Origin of the sequence: Streptococcus gwangjuense, assembly GCF_003627155.1 — a bacterium.
Lineage (GTDB): Bacteria > Bacillota > Bacilli > Lactobacillales > Streptococcaceae > Streptococcus > Streptococcus gwangjuensis.
The window spans coordinates 305,593-321,771 of record NZ_CP032621.1; the positions used below are offsets into that span (position 1 = coordinate 305,593).

Sequence of the window (16,179 nt, forward strand, 5' to 3'; positions counted from 1 at the left end):
CCTTAATCTGCAGTATGGCTAGATGGTTTGAGCTTGTAACGGTCATAAAGTTTTTGCAAACTGCCATCTTTGCTCCATTTGGTGACCAAGTTATCGAGATAGTCGTTGAGCTCTGTATTTGATTTCTTGGTAACGATACCGTAGTCAGATGGCTTGAAACTATCATCTAGTAGTTCTGTCCGTTTACTGATGTAGCCAGATAGGATAGAACGGTCAACGGAAAAGGCATCAATACGGTGAGCGTGTAGGGAAGTGATCAATTCTGGGTAGGAACCAAGTTCGACGAATTTAAAGGTCAAGCCTTTCTTTTTACCTAGTTCGGTAATCAAGCGTTGAGTAATGGAACCTTGGGCAACACCGATGGTTTTTCCGTTTAGGTCCTCAATCTTTTTGATTTTGGCAGACTTATTGACCAAAAAGCCAGAAGCGTCCGTGTAGTAGGGGCTTGTGAAGTTGTAGAGTTTTTTGCGTTCGTCTGTGATGGTGAAGGTTGCGATATCCATATCGACCTGTTCATTGTCTAGAAGGGGTCCACGGGTTTGAGCGGTAACAGGCACATAACGAACCTTAACCTTGAGCTCATCAGCTACCATCTTGGCCAAGTCAGTTTCGATACCAGAATAGGTTCCTGTCTTGGGATCCTTGTAACCAAAATTGGGAACGTCTTGTTTCACACCGACAACTAGCTCGCCTCTCTTTTGAATGTCTGCGACACTGGTATCAGCCAGGACTGGTTTTGCAGCAGCAAGGCCGAAAAGGCTAATCAATATTGCTGATAAAAAGAATTTCTTTTTCATAGGCGCCTCCTTATTTGACTTTGTCACTTTCGTGGTTGATAATTTTGCTGAGGAATTGTTGAGCACGAGGTTCGCTTGGATTGTCGAAAAAGTCATCGACATCGGTCGTATCTACTAAAACCTCTCCGTCAGCCATAAAGATGATTCGGTCAGCAACTTCACGGGCGAAGCCCATTTCATGGGTAACGACAATCATATTCATACCCTCGTGGGCCAATTTTTGCATAACTGCCAGAACGTCACCGATGGTTTCAGGGTCAAGGGCAGATGTTGGTTCATCGAAGAGGAGGAGCTCCGGATGCATAGCGAGTCCACGTGCGATGGCGATTCGTTGTTTTTGTCCACCAGAAAGCATGGCTGGATAAGAATCTTTCTTGTCCCACATATTTACAAATTCCAGATATTTTTGGGCTGTCTTTTCAGCTTCTTTTTTATCAATTCCTAGAACTTTTATGGGCGCAAGTGTTACGTTTTCTAACACTGTTTTGTGTGGATAGAGGTTGAAATGTTGGAAAACCATGCCGACTTCCTTGCGAAGCGGTACTAAATCTTTCTGGCTGGCACCAGCAACTTGGTGACCATTTACTAGAAGACTTCCCTTGTCTACAGCCTCCAAACCATTGATGGTGCGGATAAGAGTGGACTTCCCAGAACCAGAAGGGCCTAGGAGTACAACAACTTGCCCTTTTTCAAAACGGAGATTGATGTCGCGGAGTGCATGGTAATTTCCGTAATATTTTTCGACGTGTTCAAATTCTACTAAAGCCATAAGGAATCTCCTTTGTGTTAGGTTTTATAACATGATTCTACACCAAAAGATTTGTCTTGTCAAATCATATCAGAAAAAAGTTAGTAAAATTTTTGTAGAAAGCAATCAGGATAGAGAAAAAGCCTAAATCATGTTATAATGAAGCAATAGAATTCTTAGAAAGAGTGGATGTCTTTTTGATAACACCTACTTATGAATGGCAGTTTGCCCCGCAGGTAGAAGATGCGGATTTTACAAAGATAGCCAAGAAGGCTGGACTGGGTCCTGAGGTGGCTCGGTTATTATTTGAGAGAGGGATTCAGGACCAAGAAAGTCTGAAGAAGTTTTTAGAACCTTCCTTGGAGGACTTGCACGACCCTTATCTGCTCCATGATATGGACAAGGCAGTGGAACGGATTCGTCAGGCCATTGAAGAAGGGGAAAATATCCTCATATACGGAGACTACGATGCGGATGGCATGACCTCGGCTTCTATTGTTAAGGAAAGTTTGGAACAGCTTGGTGCTGAGTGCCGTGTTTACTTGCCCAATCGTTTTACAGACGGTTATGGACCTAATGCCAGTGTCTACAAATACTTTATTGAGCAAGAAGGAATTTCCTTGATTGTGACGGTGGATAATGGAGTTGCTGGTCACGAGGCTATTGAACTGGCTCAGTCTATGGGAGTGGATGTCATTGTGACCGACCACCATTCTATGCCTGAAACTTTGCCAGATGCCTATGCTATTGTCCATCCTGAGCATCCAGATGCGGACTATCCTTTTAAATATTTGGCTGGATGCGGAGTGGCCTTCAAGTTAGCTTGTGCCCTTTTAGAAGAAGTACAAGTGGAATTGCTTGATTTGGTCACTATCGGAACTATTGCAGATATGGTGAGTTTGACGGATGAAAACCGTATCTTGGTTCAATATGGTCTGGAAATGTTGGGTCATACTCAGCGCATTGGTTTACAAGAAATGTTGGACATGGCTGGAATTGCCGCAAATGAAGTAACAGAAGAAACGGTTGGTTTTCAGATTGCCCCTCGTTTGAATGCCTTGGGTCGCTTGGATGATCCCAATCCTGCCATTGATTTGCTGACTGGGTTTGACGATGAGGAAGCCCATGAGATTGCCCTCATGATTCATCAGAAAAACGAAGAGCGCAAGGAAATCGTCCAGTCAATCTATGAAGAAGCCAAGACTATGGTGGATCCTGCGAAGAAGGTCCAGGTTTTGGCTAAGGAAGGCTGGAATCCTGGGGTTTTGGGAATCGTGGCTGGGCGTTTGTTGGAAGAACTAGGGCAGACAGTCATCGTTCTTAATATAGAAGACGGTCGTGCCAAGGGTAGTGCTCGTAGTGTGGGAGCGGTCGATATTTTTGAGGCTCTGGATTCCCATCGAGATCTCTTCATAGCCTTTGGAGGCCATGCTGGTGCAGCAGGGATGACGCTAGAAGTTGAGAAACTCTCAGATTTATCTCAGGTCTTGGAAGACTATGTCCGTGAAAAAGGAGCGGATGCTGCTGGCAAGAACAAGTTAAATCTAGATGAAGAACTGGATTTGGAGGGACTTAGCTTGGAAACGGTCAAAAGTTTTGAACGTTTAGCTCCCTTTGGAATGGACAATCAGAAACCTGTCTTTTATATCAAAGATTTTCAGGTCGAAAGTGCCCGTACCATGGGGGCAGGCAATGCTCATCTCAAGTTGAAAATCTCTAAGGGTGAAGCGAGTTTTGAAGTGGTAGCCTTTGGTCAAGGAAAATGGGCAACAGAGTTTTCTCAAACCAAGAATCTAGAACTGGCAGTCAAATTGTCTGTCAACCAATGGAATGGCCAAACTGCCCTCCAGTTGATGATGGTGGATGCGCGTGTGGAGGGTGTTCAACTTTTTAACATCCGTGGGAAGAATGCAGTCTTGCCAGAGGGAGTTCCAGTCTTGGATTTTGCTGGAGAATTACCAGATTTAGTAGCTAGTGACGCAGTTGTTGTAAAAACCATTCCTGAGGATATTACTCTGTTGAAGACCATTTTTCAGGAACAGAATTTCTCTGCTGTCTATTTCAAAAATGACATTGACAAGGCCTACTATCTGACAGGCTATGGGACTAGAGAGCAGTTTGCCAAATTGTACAAGACCATCTACCAGTTTCCAGAGTTTGATATTCGCTACAAGCTGAAAGATTTGGCAGCTTATCTTAATATTCAGCAAATCTTGCTGGTCAAAATGATTCAAATATTTGAAGAATTAGGTTTTGTGGTAATCAAAGATGGGGTTATGACAGTCAATAAAGAAGCGCCAAAGAGAGAAATCGGAGAAAGTCAGATTTACCAAAATCTCAAACAAACCGTTAAAGACCAAGAAATGATGGCGTTGGGTACCGTGCAAGAAATTTATGACTTTTTAATGAAAAAAGAATAGCAGATAGGAAAGAGTTGGGCAACCAGCTCTTTTTTGAAAACAAATCTTCATTTTGAAAATCATCAAAAAAATGGTATAATGGTAGGAAAAGATTCGGCTAAAAGTAGTGCTTTTAGAATAAGAGGGCAAGCAACCCTATAATCAAGATAAATTAAGCTTTCGGAGGAAAAATGAGTAATATCAGTTTAACAACACTTGGTGGTGTACGTGAAAACGGGAAAAATATGTATATCGCTGAAATCGATGGATCTATTTTCGTTTTGGATGCAGGTCTGAAATACCCTGAAAATGAACAACTAGGGGTGGATGTCGTCATTCCAAATATGGACTACCTTTTTGAAAATAGTGACCGTATCGCAGGGGTCTTCTTGACCCATGGACATGCGGATGCTATTGGTGCTCTACCTTATCTTTTGGCTGAAGCCAAGGTGCCTGTATTTGGGTCTGAGCTGACCATTGAGTTGGCCAAACTCTTTGTCAAAGGAAATGACACAGTTAAGAAATTTAATGATTTCCATGTTATCGATGAGGATACGGAGATTGATTTTGGAGGAACTGTGGTGTCCTTCTTCCGTACAACTCACTCTATTCCAGAAAGTCTGGGTGTTGTCTTGAAGACAGCTGAAGGTAGCATCGTTTATACAGGTGACTTCAAATTTGACCAGACAGCTAGTGAATCCTATGCGACAGACTTCGCTCGTTTGGCAGAAATCGGTCGTGATGGAGTTCTAGCTCTGCTTAGCGATTCAGCCAATGCAGATAGCAATATCCAAGTGGCTAGCGAAAGTGAAGTTGGGGACGAAATCACTCAAACCATTTCGGACTGGGATGGACGTATTATCGTTGCAGCAGTAGCTAGCAACCTCTCTCGTATCCAGCAGGTGTTTGACGCTGCGGATGCAACAGGTCGTCGTGTGGTTTTGACAGGATTTGATATTGAAAATATCGTCCGTACTGCTATTCGCCTCAAGAAATTATCCCTAGCTAACGAAAGTCTTTTGATTAAGCCAAAAGATATGTCTCGCTTTGAAGACCATGAGTTGATTATCCTTGAGACAGGTCGTATGGGTGAGCCAATCAATGGTCTTCGTAAAATGTCGATTGGTCGCCACCGTTATGTGGAAATCAAGGACGGTGATTTGGTCTATATCGTAACCACTCCGTCTATTGCTAAAGAAGCAGTTATGGCGCGTGTGGAAAATATGATTTACCAAGCTGGAGGTGTTGTCAAATTGATCACCCAAAGCTTGCGTGTGTCAGGGCACGGAAATGCGCGTGATTTGCAGTTGATGATTAATCTCTTGCAACCTAAGTATCTCTTCCCAATTCAAGGGGAATACCGTGAGTTAGATGCCCATGCTAAGGCTGCTATGGCGGTCGGGATGTTGCCAGAACGCATTTTCATTCCTAAAAAGGGAACCAGCATGGCTTATGAGAATGGGGACTTTGTCCCAGCTGGCGCGGTTTCGGCAGGCGATGTCTTGATTGATGGAAATGCCATCGGTGATGTTGGTAATGTAGTCCTTCGTGACCGTAAGGTCTTGTCAGAGGATGGTATTTTCATCGTAGCAATCACCGTTAACCGTCGTGAGAAGAAAATTGTGGCCAAGGCTCGTGTTCACACGCGTGGATTTGTTTATCTCAAGAAGAGTCGCGATATTCTCCGTGAAAGTTCAGAATTGATTAACCAAACGGTAGAAGACTATCTTCAAGGGGATGACTTTGACTGGGCAGACCTTAAAGGGAAGGTTCGGGATAATCTGACCAAGTATCTCTTTGATCAAACCAAGCGTCGTCCAGCTATTCTACCAGTAGTCATGGAAGCAAAATAATCGTTGAAATAAACGGAGAGAAAGTCGAATTTCGGCTTTTTCTTATAGAAAAATAGAGGAAAAATTATGGCAGTAATGAAAATTGAGTATTACTCACAAGTCTTGGATATGGAGTGGGGAGTGAATGTTCTTTACCCCGATGTCAATCGAGTGGAAGAACCAGAGTGTACAGATATCCCTGTCTTGTACCTCTTGCACGGGATGTCTGGCAATCATAATAGTTGGCTCAAGCGGACCAATGTAGAACGCTTGCTTCGAGGAACCAATCTCATCGTCGTCATGCCCAATACCAGCAACGGTTGGTACACCGATACCCAGTATGGTTTTGACTATTACACAGCTCTAGCAGAGGAATTACCACAGGTTTTGAAACGTTTCTTCCCTAATATGACTAGTAAACGTGAAAAGACCTTTATCGCTGGTCTCTCTATGGGTGGCTACGGCTGTTTCAAACTGGCTCTTGCTACAAATCGTTTTTCTCATGCAGCTAGCTTCTCAGGCGCCCTTAGCTTTCAAGATTTTTCTCCTGAAAGCCAAGATCTGGGAACGCCAGCATACTGGAGAGGTGTTTTTGGGGAGATTAAAGACTGGACAACTAGTCCCTATTCGCTTGAAAGTCTGGCTAAAAAATCGGATAAAAAGACCAAGCTGTGGGCTTGGTGTGGCGAGCAGGATTTCTTGTATGAAGCCAATAATCTAGCAGTGAAAAATCTCAAAAAACTAGGTTTTGATGTGACCTATAGCCATAGCGCTGGAACGCATGAGTGGTATTATTGGGAAAAACAATTGGAAGTCTTTTTAGCAACCCTACCAATTGACTTCAAATTAGAAGAGAGATTATCATAATTTAGTTTTCTTTCAGCTTGTTTTAGTAAAATAGTCTTTATTTTCTAGAAAGGTGGAGGGACATGCGCTGGCTTTTTCGTTTGATAGGAGCTTTCTTTTCTTTTGTGTGGCGTTTGTTTTGGCGTCTAGTTTGGATAGCTTTTCTTTTGTGTGCTTTTGCTTTTGGACTTCTCTGGTATCTGAACGGTGATTTTCAAGGAGCGCTAAAGCAAGCAGAGCGGTCAGTAAAAATTGGTCAACAAAGTATCGACCAATGGGAAAAAACAGGGCAACTGCCTAAGTTGAACAAGACAGATAGCCACCAACACTCTGAAGGAAGGTGGCCGCAGGCTTCTGCTCGTATTTATCTGGATCCCCAGATGGATTCACGCTTTCAAGAGGCGTATTTAGAAGCAATTCAGAACTGGAATCAAACGGGTGCTTTTAACTTTGAAATTGTGACTGAGGCCAGCAAGGCAGATATTATGGCTACTGAGATGAATGACGGAGGTACTCCTGTGGCAGGAGAAGCGGAAAGTCAGACCAATCTCTTAACGAGGCAATTCTTGTCTGTAACAGTGCGGTTGAATCACTATTATCTGTCCAATCCTAACTATGGCTATTCTTATGAGCGCATTGTCCACACGGCAGAACATGAGTTGGGTCATGCGATTGGCTTGGACCATACAGATGAGCAGTCTGTCATGCAACCAGCAGGTTCTTTTTATGGTATCCAGGAAGAGGATGTTGCAAACCTCCGAAAAATATATGAGACTAGTGAGTAGGGAACAATCTTTCCCTACTTTTTGCTATAATGGAACTATGAATAACTTGATTAAATCAAAACTAGAGCTCTTGCCGACCAGCCCTGGTTGTTACATTCACAAGGATAAAAACGGCACCATTATCTATGTAGGAAAGGCTAAAAATCTGCGTAACCGCGTGCGGTCTTATTTCCGTGGAAGTCATGATACCAAAACAGAGGCTCTGGTGTCTGAAATTGTGGATTTTGAATTTATCGTTACGGAGTCTAATATTGAGGCACTTCTCCTAGAAATTAATCTGATCAAGGAAAATAAGCCTAAATACAATATCATGCTCAAGGATGACAAGTCTTATCCTTTCATCAAAATCACTAATGAGCGCTATCCTCGTTTGATTATCACCCGTCAGGTTAAAAAGGACGGAGGTCTCTACTTTGGACCGTATCCAGACGTGGGGGCGGCCAATGAAATCAAGCGATTGCTGGATCGGATTTTCCCTTTTCGCAAGTGTACCAATCCACCGTCTAAGGTTTGCTTTTATTACCATATCGGCCAGTGTATGGCCCACACCATATGTAATAAAGATGAGGCCTATTTCAAGTCCATGGCTCAGGAGGTTTCTGATTTCCTAAAAGGGCAGGATGATAAAATCATCGATGAACTCAAGAAAAAGATGGAAACTGCAGCCCAGACTATGGAATTTGAACGTGCGGCGGAATACCGTGACCTAATTCAGGCTATTGGAACGCTTCGAACCAAGCAACGGGTCATGGCTAAGGATCTCCAAAATCGGGATGTCTTTGGCTACTATGTGGACAAGGGCTGGATGTGTGTTCAGGTTTTCTTTGTCCGTCAAGGCAAGCTCATTGAACGCGATGTCAATCTTTTCCCCTATTATAATGATCCGGATGAGGATTTCTTGACCTATGTAGGACAATTTTATCAAGAAAAATCTCACCTGGTTCCCAATGAGGTACTGATTCCGCAGGATATCGATGAAGAAGCCGTTAAGGCCTTGGTAGATACCAAGATTCTCAAACCCCAGCGTGGTGAGAAAAAACAACTGGTCAATTTAGCCATAAAAAATGCTCGAGTCAGTCTAGAGCAGAAGTTCAATCTGTTAGAAAAATCTGTCGAAAAGACACAAGGGGCTATTGAAAATCTTGGTCGCTTACTCCAAATTCGGACTCCAGTCCGTATCGAATCCTTTGATAACTCTAATATCATGGGGACCAGTCCTGTTTCAGCCATGGTTGTCTTTGTCAACGGAAAACCTAGTAAGAAGGATTACCGTAAGTACAAGATAAAAACCGTAGTCGGGCCAGACGACTATGCCAGTATGAGAGAAGTCATTCGCAGGCGCTATGGTCGAGTACAGCGTGATGGCTTGACTCCGCCAGATTTGATTGTCATTGATGGGGGACAAGGTCAAGTCAATATTGCCAAGCAAGTCATTCAAGAGGAGCTGGGCTTGGATATCCCCATTGCAGGTCTGCAAAAGAATGATAAGCACCAAACCCATGAATTGCTCTTTGGAGATCCGCTTGAGGTGGTGGAGTTGTCTCGCAATTCTCAGGAATTTTTCCTCCTCCAACGTATTCAGGATGAGGTGCACCGCTTTGCCATTACTTTCCACCGCCAACTGCGCTCCAAAAATTCCTTTTCATCACAATTGGATGGAATTGAAGGGCTGGGACCTAAACGCAAGCAGAATCTCATGAAGCATTTCAAGTCTCTCACCAAAATCAAGGAAGTCAGTGTGGATGAGATTGTCGAAGTTGGAGTACCTAGAGCTGTTGCAGAGGCTGTGCAGAGGAAGTTGAACCCGCAGGAAGAAGTTGAGTTGGCTCAAGTGGCGGAAGAAAGAGTAGATTACTAAACGGAAGGAAAAACATCATGAACCATAAAATCGCAATTTTATCAGATATTCATGGCAATGCAACAGCCTTAGAAGCAGTGATTGCAGATGCTAAAAATCAAGGAGTCAGTGAATACTGGCTTCTGGGAGATATTTTTCTTCCCGGTCCAGGAGCTCATGACTTGGTCGCTCTGTTAAAGGACCTTCCTATCACAGCCAGTGTTCGAGGCAATTGGGATGATTGTGTCCTTGAGGCCTTGGATGGTGAATATGGTTTGAAAAATCCACAAGAAATCCAGTCAATGCGCATGACCCAGTTTTTGATGGAGCGAATGGATCCTGCAACGATTGTCTGGCTACGAAGCTTGCCTTTGCTGGAAAAGAAAGAAATTGAAGGATTGCGCTTTTCTATCTCTCATAATTTGCCAAATAAGAACTATGGTGGTGACTTGCTAGTTGAGAATGATACAGAGAAATTTGACAAACTCCTAGATGATGAAGTTGACGTGGCAGTCTATGGTCATGTTCACAAGCAGTTGCTTCGTTATGGCAGTCAAGGGCAACAAATCATCAATCCAGGGTCGATTGGTATGCCCTATTTTAATTGGGAGGCGTTAAAAAATCACCGTGCCCAGTATTCCGTGATAGAAGTTGAAGATGGGGAATTACTCAATATCCAATTTCGTAAAGTTGCTTATGATTACGAAGCTGAGTTAGAATTGGCCAAGTCCAAGGGACTTCCCTTTATCGAAATGTATGAAGAACTACGAAGAGAAGACAACTATCAGGGGCACAATCTGGAACTATTAGCAAGCTTAATAGAAAAGCATGGGTATGTAGAAGATGTGAAGAATTTTTTTGATTTTTTGTAAGAGTTTCCTAAAATAACCAATGCAAACTAAACAAGCGATTGGCTGGTCCAATCGCTTTTAGTATATCTTATACTCAATGAAAATCAAAGAGCAAACTAGGAAGTTAGCCGTAGGTTGCTCAAAGCACAGCTTTGAGGTTGCAGATAAATCTGACGTGGTTTGAAGAGATTTTCGAAGAGTATTATTGTAATTGAGATTGATCTGGAAGGTAAGAACCACCTAGATAGGTATTGCTGAGCTTTTCAAGGGTTCCATCTTGATAGAGTTCTTTGAGCGCTTTATCAAATTGCTTTTTAAACTCTTTTTGGTCGCTTGAGAAAACGATATAGTTGTTGGGGCTATCGGCAGAAGGTAAATCAACAACTGAAAGGTCTAATCCACGGTCCTTGATAATCTTTTGAACGGATACTTTGTCAAAGACTAGGAAATCAAACTCTCCGTTAGCAAGGTCTAAAATTCGTTTACCGATATCTTCACCAGAAAAATCGATAGTAGCGGGATTGTCAGTGTGTTTTTGATTCCAGTTATTGATGAATTGAGCGTTTGAAGTTCCAGTATCCTCTTGCGTTGTTTTGCCAGCGATTTGGTCAAGTGAAGTCAGAGGATTTTTCTTGTTGCTGACAAGGACGAGGGGATTGTTCGAAATTGGAAGTGAGTAGAGGTATTTTTCAGCACGCTCTTTTGTGTAACTCAAGTTATTGGCTGCAGCTTGATAGTGACCAGAATCCAGTCCTGGGAAGATGCTCTCCCAAGCAGTTCTTTGGAATTGAATCTCGTAGTCGCTGAGTTTTTCATCTACTGCTTTTAGAACTTCGATATCGAAGCCTGTCAGATTGCCCTTGTCTTCGTAGTCAAATGGTGGCACATCACCAGCTGTAGCAACGACGATTGTCTTTTGAAAACTAGTCTCTTTGGGTGTAGTTTGATTTCCACAGGCAACCAAAAATGGGAGGATGGCTAATAATAGGCTAAATTTTTTCATAATATCTCCATTCAAATGTAAAGTACTTGCTAGTTTATCAGAAATGTTCCTGATGAACCAATATATATTTTTTATGACTGTAATAAAAAATCTTAAACATAAAAAACATCTGTAAGCTCTTTCAAAATATGGTAGAATGGAAGCAGTAGAATTAGAAAAGGAAATCGCGAGTGAACTATGCTAATCTTGAATTCAATGCACAAGACCAGAGCGACTATTGGTCCTATACTATAAGGTAATTCAGACCAAGTTGCTTTATAGAATGATATAAGGAGGTGTGTCAATGAATAAGCACAAAAAATGGGGTATTATTGCTTTAGTAATCTGTATTATAGGAGGAATTGTAATGTTTAGTTTGAATCACCAAAAAGAAAAAACGCTGGAAGAGAAAATGAGAATCGAACAGGATAGGATGGCGTTATACTTAGTTAGTCATTATGAAAAGGTTGAGAAGATTGAGTTTACAAGTTTTCAACAGAATAAATTAACAGGAACTTGGAATTCTAATGCCATTGTCAATGACGAAATATTTGTCACTTTTTCTGTTCAAAACTTGATGACAGAGGATGAAATAGGTTTTGGACAGCATATTAGTCAAAGTAATGGGAATAAATTAATAGAAAGAGATAATCCGGAAGTAATAAATAGCGATTCACTTATGTCAAATATAACAGTTATTTATTGGGTGAGATAATATGATTACGGATAAAAGTTTTAATTACTTAGTTGACCAAGTATATGAAGTTGATAAAAATAAAAATCCAACTCCATGGAAAGCAGGAGATGAGTTAAGAAAGGATTCTCAAACTTTTCGAGTTCTGAGTACAAAAGACAACACCTCTAACGGTATGCAAGCTATGGCAGTTGCTCCTGTGGATAAAAATGGGAATGTGGATTATAGCCATGTAGTGATTGCCTATGCAGGGACGAATAAAGATGACATAAAGGATCTTGATACGGATGTACAGTCTTTAGGGCTTGGGAGGGATAAACTACAGTCTCGTTCAGGACTAAATTCTGCGAAAGTAGTAGATTCTCAGTTTGTGATGGCGCTGGATTATACCAAGGTTAAATAAAATAGCTGTTTATGTTATACTATAAGGTAATTGAGGTTAGTTGTTTTATAGAATAATATAAGGAGGTGTGTCAATGAATAGGCACAAAAAATGGGGTATTATTGCTTTAGTAATCTGTATTATAGGAGGAATCGTGATGTTTAGTTTAAATCATCCAAATGGTAAAATTTTTGAGAATAAATTAACTTTGACAAAAACGCAACAGGATAATGTGGTAAAGTGGATAGCAAGAAATTATGATTTTAATAAAATTAAATTTAATAAATTTAACAAAGATAAAAAAACAGGTTCATATCATTTATTGTTTGAATTAGATGACGAGTATCATACAGGACTGACTACTCGAGAAATAGATGAATTTAACGACGAAGAAAAATCTGTAGTCCTTGGTCCGATTGAAAAATTTAGAGCGATTGAAAAAAATCATGTGATAGCAGAGAAGGAAAATGTTTCTATAGATAATATACAAGTACAATACTTGGGAGAATAATAAAAGGTGAAAGTAAAAGAAGAACAATATAATTGGTTAGCTGAGCAAGTGTATTGGGTTGATAAATTGAAGACTGATAAGGATTATACACCTGAGGCAAATAAAATATATCCATTTAATCCAAAAAAGAGAGATTTAGGGAATTTTAAAGTTGTAGAAGTAAAAGACAACACCTCCAATGGTATGCAGGCAATGGCGGTTGCTCCTGTGGATAAAAATGGGAATGTGGATTATAGCCATGTAGTGATTTCCTATGCAGGGACGAATAAAGATGACATAAAGGATCTTGGTACGGATGTTCAGTCTTTATGGCTTGGGAGGGATAAACTACAGTCTCGTTCAGGACTAAATTCTGCGAAAGTAGTAGATTCTCAGTTTGTGACGGCGCTGGATTATGCCAATGTTAATTAAAATAGCTGTTTATGTTATACTATAAGGTAATTAAGACTAAGTTGTTTTATAGAATAATATAAGGAGGTTTGTCCATGAATAAGGGTAAAAAATGGGGTATTGTTGCTTTAGTAATTTGTATTATAGGAGGAATTGTAATGTTTAGTTTGAATCACCAAAAAGAAAAAACGTTGGAAGAGAAAATGAGAATTGAACAGGAGAGGGTAGCAAAGTTTTTAGTTAGTAACTATGATTTGGCTGATGGACAAAAGATTGAGAGAGTGGAGTTTGTTGAATTTCAAAGAAATGAAAGTACAGGGAGTTGGAGGATTACTGCTAAAGTAAATAATCAATATGATATATCTTTCAAAACAGATTCTTTAAATGAGAATGGGAAAATAAGAAGTTCTAATTACTCACCGATAGAATTTATAAAGAGAGAACACAAAGAAGAAGCTGGGTATGATATAGCAGTAAAAATTATCTACTTAGAGGAGAGATAATTATATGATTACAGAAGAAGATTATAGATATATAGTAGACGATGTTTACGATGTTGACTCTGGTAAGGTGAGTAGTCCTATTCAGGAGGGACGATTAGTTGCAAACGACCGGTTTAAAGTAATCACCAATCCCATAGACAACACTTCCAACGGTATGCAGGCGATGGCGGTTGCTCCTGTGGATAAAAATGGGAATGTGGATTATAGCCACATAGTGATCGCCTATGCAGGGACGAATAAAGATGATCGGCTTGACATTCAAACAGATATCCAATCAATAGGATTTGGTGATAGACAGGTGCTGTCGGATTTGAAAACGAAGACATTGAGAAAATCTCAATTTCAAACGGCTCTGAGTTTTGCGGAAGAAATCGAAAAAACTTACCCCTCTGCAAAAATCACAACTGCGGGGCATTCGCTTGGAGAGTCTCTGGCTATGTATGTCGCTTTAAAGAGAGGTTATGCTAATGTTGGGTATAATGGGCCAGATATTCATAACTTGATTTCGAAAGAAGAAATCAAGTACATGCAAGAACATCCAGAACAATTTCGCAATTACCGTCATAAGTATGATGTTATTGGCAATATTACGGGAAATACGACTCAAACAGCTATATTTCCCTACATCTACCCTGCAAAAGATAACTGGGGTAACAAGTTAGAATATCATAACTTGTCCCAGTGGCGATTTGATGAGAATGGCCAGTTAGTTGATTTGGATGGAAAACGTGTCACAAATCTCAAAGTAACAGCGCTAGCAGCAGCAACAGCAGGTATGTACCGCTACCAAAAAATCAAAAGCTACCTCTCGGTAGATGGTTTGTCAAGTAGGGAAGAGATATACTTGGATAGCTTGCAGGGAATGGCTCTAGGGGAAGGAATGGCTAATGCAGCTCGAGCTGGTGCAGACGACGTCAAGCACCTTCAAGAGGAGGTGGTGTCAAAAGCACAAGAACTATGGAATCAGCTTGACTTTAGTAGTTTCCGATACCTGAGTTATGATGAAGTCCTATCGACTTTTGCGTCTGCGGGTGTGACTCAGGCTACGATTGTCGGTTCAGTTGAGCAAGATTTTGAGCAAATGAATCAAAAAGCTGAAAAACTAGCCACAGAGTTTGATACCCTTAACCAACAGATTATCCAAGTCATTGAGAATAAACTAGCCACAGATAAGGAATTGGCAGGAGAATTTAGAAAATGGAACAGTCGGATTTAGTCTTCCAAAAGTTAAAAGCAAAAGAAAAAGAGTATTATGATTTGGAAGATGAGTATTTAAGGCAGAAAGCAACTTTTACAAATCAACGCAACGAACTCTATGAACGTCGAGACCGCCTTGCCCGAATCGTCGATGACGAAGCTAGCAAGATGACTGCTTTTCTTCAAAAAGGACAATATAGTTACCAAGATGGAGAACAGTTTTATAGGAGTTTACAACAATTGATGGAGGATTCTCAGTTTGCGTGTAGGCGTAGAGAAGATGAATTGCAGTATCAAGAGGATTTGTTAAACAGAGATTATCGTAAAAAGCAAGATGAGTTAGAACAGACAATCGGAGATTTAAGGAGGTCATATGCTCGCACCATTAAATGAATATTATACAGATGAAGAATATGAATTTGCTTTACGTCAGATGTATCGTATGATGGAGAAGAATAGAATCTATACAATGGCGACAGTAATCTTAAAAGAAAAAAATTCTTTGCAAACAGATTATAAAGAAAAAGTGAGAGAAAGTGCGGAGGAGACAAAAGTCGCTATTGGGAAAATAAAATCACAGATGGATACGGCTATAAAAGGCCAGGTAAAGAAAAAGTTGGAAGAAGTGACAACGGAGAAGCTATCTCAGTATGATTCCATTTGCTAATTTTATAGTGAGTAACTAGAATAATTGCTACAAACTGCATAGAGCAGTTTTTTTGCTATTACTTTTCCTATGAAAAATCCCTGCAAGCTCTTTCAAATTATGGTAGAATGGAAGCAGTAGAATTAGAAAAGGAAATCGATTATGAAATTTCTTGAATTAAATAAAAAACGTCATGCGACTAAGCATTTCACTGATAAGCCGGTTGATCCAAAAGATGTGCGTACGGCTATCGAAATTGCAACCTTGGCTCCAAGTGCCCACAACAGCCAGCCTTGGAAATTTGTGGTTGTTCGTGAGAAAAATGCTGAATTGGCAAAGTTGGCTTATGGCTCGAACTTTGAGCAGGTATCATCAGCGCCTGTAACCATTGCCCTCTTTACAGATACGGACTTAGCCAAACGTGCTCGCAAGATTGCTCGTGTCGGTGGTGCAAAGAATTTTTCAGAAGAACAACTTCAATACTTCATGAAAAATTTGCCTGCTGAATTTGCACGTTACAATGAACAACAGGTCAGCGACTACCTAGCCCTCAATGCAGGTTTGGTTGCTATGAACTTGGTTCTCGCTCTTACAGACCAAGGAATCGGATCAAATCTGATTCTTGGTTTTGACAAATCAAAAATCAATGAAGTTTTGGACATCGAAGACCGTTTCCGCCCAGAACTCTTGATTACAGTGGGTTACACAGACGAAAAATTGGAACCAAGCTACCGCTTGCCAGTAGATGAAATCATCGATAAAAGATAGAAAGAAGAAAA

General features: G+C 40.8%; 18 protein-coding genes. 15 read left to right on the forward strand and 3 right to left on the reverse strand.

Translation table 11 applies throughout. The annotated features are described in order from the left end of the window. Positions 1 to 2: 2 nt before the first annotated feature. The gene (locus tag D7D53_RS01375) at positions 3 to 797 is read right to left on the reverse strand and encodes a transporter substrate-binding domain-containing protein (RefSeq protein WP_120769892.1); all 795 of its coding nucleotides are present in this window, start codon (positions 795 to 797) and stop codon (positions 3 to 5) included. Positions 798 to 807: 10 nt separating this feature from the next. Next, complete coding sequence (locus D7D53_RS01380) at positions 808 to 1,566, reverse strand: amino acid ABC transporter ATP-binding protein (RefSeq protein ID WP_120769893.1); 759 nt, start codon at positions 1,564 to 1,566, stop codon at positions 808 to 810. Between the two features lie 176 nt (positions 1,567 to 1,742). Here D7D53_RS01380 and recJ point away from each other — a divergent pair, with 176 nt between their 5' ends. From recJ to D7D53_RS01410, 6 genes are all read left to right on the forward strand, one after another. After that, positions 1,743 to 3,965, forward strand: a complete 2,223-nt coding sequence (recJ, locus tag D7D53_RS01385) for a single-stranded-DNA-specific exonuclease RecJ (RefSeq protein ID WP_162927861.1) — start codon at positions 1,743 to 1,745, stop codon at positions 3,963 to 3,965. Between the two features lie 170 nt (positions 3,966 to 4,135). Next, on the forward strand, positions 4,136 to 5,797 hold the full coding sequence (locus D7D53_RS01390) for a ribonuclease J (protein WP_000065614.1): 1,662 nt from the start codon (positions 4,136 to 4,138) through the stop codon (positions 5,795 to 5,797). Positions 5,798 to 5,863: 66 nt separating this feature from the next. Next, positions 5,864 to 6,643, forward strand: coding sequence for an alpha/beta hydrolase (locus D7D53_RS01395; RefSeq protein WP_120769895.1), 780 nt, complete (start codon positions 5,864 to 5,866; stop codon positions 6,641 to 6,643). A gap of 62 nt (positions 6,644 to 6,705) precedes the next feature. Beyond that, on the forward strand, positions 6,706 to 7,407 hold the full coding sequence (locus D7D53_RS01400) for a M57 family metalloprotease (protein ID WP_120769896.1): 702 nt from the start codon (positions 6,706 to 6,708) through the stop codon (positions 7,405 to 7,407). Positions 7,408 to 7,444: 37 nt separating this feature from the next. Next, positions 7,445 to 9,265: an excinuclease ABC subunit UvrC gene (gene uvrC / locus D7D53_RS01405; RefSeq protein ID WP_120769897.1), complete on the forward strand. Its 1,821-nt coding sequence runs from the start codon at positions 7,445 to 7,447 to the stop codon at positions 9,263 to 9,265. 17 nt (positions 9,266 to 9,282) lie between these two features. Further along, a complete protein-coding gene (locus tag D7D53_RS01410) occupies positions 9,283 to 10,116 on the forward strand; it encodes a metallophosphoesterase family protein (RefSeq protein ID WP_120769898.1) in 834 nt (277 codons plus the stop codon). A 181-nt stretch (positions 10,117 to 10,297) separates the two neighbouring features. On the opposite strand, the gene D7D53_RS01415 is transcribed toward D7D53_RS01410, so the two are convergent. Continuing rightward, a complete protein-coding gene (locus tag D7D53_RS01415; protein ID WP_120769899.1) occupies positions 10,298 to 11,098 on the reverse strand; it encodes an amino acid ABC transporter substrate-binding protein in 801 nt (266 codons plus the stop codon). Between the two features lie 283 nt (positions 11,099 to 11,381). On the opposite strand from D7D53_RS01415, the gene D7D53_RS01420 reads away from it, so the two are divergent. The 9 genes from D7D53_RS01420 to D7D53_RS01460 all read left to right on the forward strand — a co-directional run bounded on the left by D7D53_RS01420 (position 11,382) and on the right by D7D53_RS01460 (position 16,168). Beyond that, positions 11,382 to 11,792: a hypothetical protein gene (locus D7D53_RS01420; RefSeq protein WP_120769900.1), complete on the forward strand. Its 411-nt coding sequence runs from the start codon at positions 11,382 to 11,384 to the stop codon at positions 11,790 to 11,792. A 1-nt stretch (position 11,793) separates the two neighbouring features. Next, the gene (locus D7D53_RS10065; protein ID WP_174705269.1) at positions 11,794 to 12,174 is read left to right on the forward strand and encodes a hypothetical protein; all 381 of its coding nucleotides are present in this window, start codon (positions 11,794 to 11,796) and stop codon (positions 12,172 to 12,174) included. 73 nt (positions 12,175 to 12,247) lie between these two features. Further along, the gene (locus D7D53_RS01430) at positions 12,248 to 12,664 is read left to right on the forward strand and encodes a hypothetical protein (RefSeq protein ID WP_245941800.1); all 417 of its coding nucleotides are present in this window, start codon (positions 12,248 to 12,250) and stop codon (positions 12,662 to 12,664) included. Between the two features lie 6 nt (positions 12,665 to 12,670). Continuing rightward, positions 12,671 to 13,075: a hypothetical protein gene (locus tag D7D53_RS10070; protein ID WP_174705270.1), complete on the forward strand. Its 405-nt coding sequence runs from the start codon at positions 12,671 to 12,673 to the stop codon at positions 13,073 to 13,075. 74 nt (positions 13,076 to 13,149) lie between these two features. Then, the gene (locus tag D7D53_RS01440) at positions 13,150 to 13,557 is read left to right on the forward strand and encodes a hypothetical protein (protein ID WP_120769901.1); all 408 of its coding nucleotides are present in this window, start codon (positions 13,150 to 13,152) and stop codon (positions 13,555 to 13,557) included. Between the two features lie 4 nt (positions 13,558 to 13,561). After that, positions 13,562 to 14,773, forward strand: coding sequence for a triacylglycerol lipase (locus D7D53_RS01445; protein WP_120769902.1), 1,212 nt, complete (start codon positions 13,562 to 13,564; stop codon positions 14,771 to 14,773). Continuing rightward, positions 14,755 to 15,147: a hypothetical protein gene (locus D7D53_RS01450; RefSeq protein ID WP_120769903.1), complete on the forward strand. Its 393-nt coding sequence runs from the start codon at positions 14,755 to 14,757 to the stop codon at positions 15,145 to 15,147. The genes D7D53_RS01445 and D7D53_RS01450 overlap by 19 nt, the downstream gene beginning before the upstream one ends. Then, complete coding sequence (locus D7D53_RS01455) at positions 15,128 to 15,421, forward strand: hypothetical protein (RefSeq protein ID WP_120769904.1); 294 nt, start codon at positions 15,128 to 15,130, stop codon at positions 15,419 to 15,421. The genes D7D53_RS01450 and D7D53_RS01455 overlap by 20 nt, the downstream gene beginning before the upstream one ends. A gap of 141 nt (positions 15,422 to 15,562) precedes the next feature. Further along, positions 15,563 to 16,168, forward strand: coding sequence for a nitroreductase family protein (locus D7D53_RS01460; RefSeq protein WP_120769905.1), 606 nt, complete (start codon positions 15,563 to 15,565; stop codon positions 16,166 to 16,168). Positions 16,169 to 16,179: the final 11 nt, after the last annotated feature.

Bases quoted from the DNA above. Each gene is read 5' to 3' on its own strand.
- D7D53_RS01375 (WP_120769892.1), bottom strand. From the start codon at position 797: ATGAAAAAGAAATTCTTTTTATCAGCAATATTGATTAGCCTTTTCGGC.
- D7D53_RS01380 (WP_120769893.1), bottom strand. From the start codon at position 1,566: ATGGCTTTAGTAGAATTTGAACACGTCGAAAAATATTACGGAAATTAC.
- D7D53_RS01390 (WP_000065614.1), top strand. From the start codon at position 4,136: ATGAGTAATATCAGTTTAACAACACTTGGTGGTGTACGTGAAAACGGG.
- D7D53_RS01395 (WP_120769895.1), top strand. From the start codon at position 5,864: ATGGCAGTAATGAAAATTGAGTATTACTCACAAGTCTTGGATATGGAG.
- D7D53_RS01400 (WP_120769896.1), top strand. From the start codon at position 6,706: ATGCGCTGGCTTTTTCGTTTGATAGGAGCTTTCTTTTCTTTTGTGTGG.
- uvrC (WP_120769897.1), top strand. From the start codon at position 7,445: ATGAATAACTTGATTAAATCAAAACTAGAGCTCTTGCCGACCAGCCCT.
- D7D53_RS01410 (WP_120769898.1), top strand. From the start codon at position 9,283: ATGAACCATAAAATCGCAATTTTATCAGATATTCATGGCAATGCAACA.
- D7D53_RS01415 (WP_120769899.1), bottom strand. From the start codon at position 11,098: ATGAAAAAATTTAGCCTATTATTAGCCATCCTCCCATTTTTGGTTGCC.
- D7D53_RS01420 (WP_120769900.1), top strand. From the start codon at position 11,382: ATGAATAAGCACAAAAAATGGGGTATTATTGCTTTAGTAATCTGTATT.
- D7D53_RS10065 (WP_174705269.1), top strand. From the start codon at position 11,794: ATGATTACGGATAAAAGTTTTAATTACTTAGTTGACCAAGTATATGAA.
- D7D53_RS01430 (WP_245941800.1), top strand. From the start codon at position 12,248: ATGAATAGGCACAAAAAATGGGGTATTATTGCTTTAGTAATCTGTATT.
- D7D53_RS01440 (WP_120769901.1), top strand. From the start codon at position 13,150: ATGAATAAGGGTAAAAAATGGGGTATTGTTGCTTTAGTAATTTGTATT.
- D7D53_RS01445 (WP_120769902.1), top strand. From the start codon at position 13,562: ATGATTACAGAAGAAGATTATAGATATATAGTAGACGATGTTTACGAT.
- D7D53_RS01450 (WP_120769903.1), top strand. From the start codon at position 14,755: ATGGAACAGTCGGATTTAGTCTTCCAAAAGTTAAAAGCAAAAGAAAAA.
- D7D53_RS01455 (WP_120769904.1), top strand. From the start codon at position 15,128: ATGCTCGCACCATTAAATGAATATTATACAGATGAAGAATATGAATTT.
- D7D53_RS01460 (WP_120769905.1), top strand. From the start codon at position 15,563: ATGAAATTTCTTGAATTAAATAAAAAACGTCATGCGACTAAGCATTTC.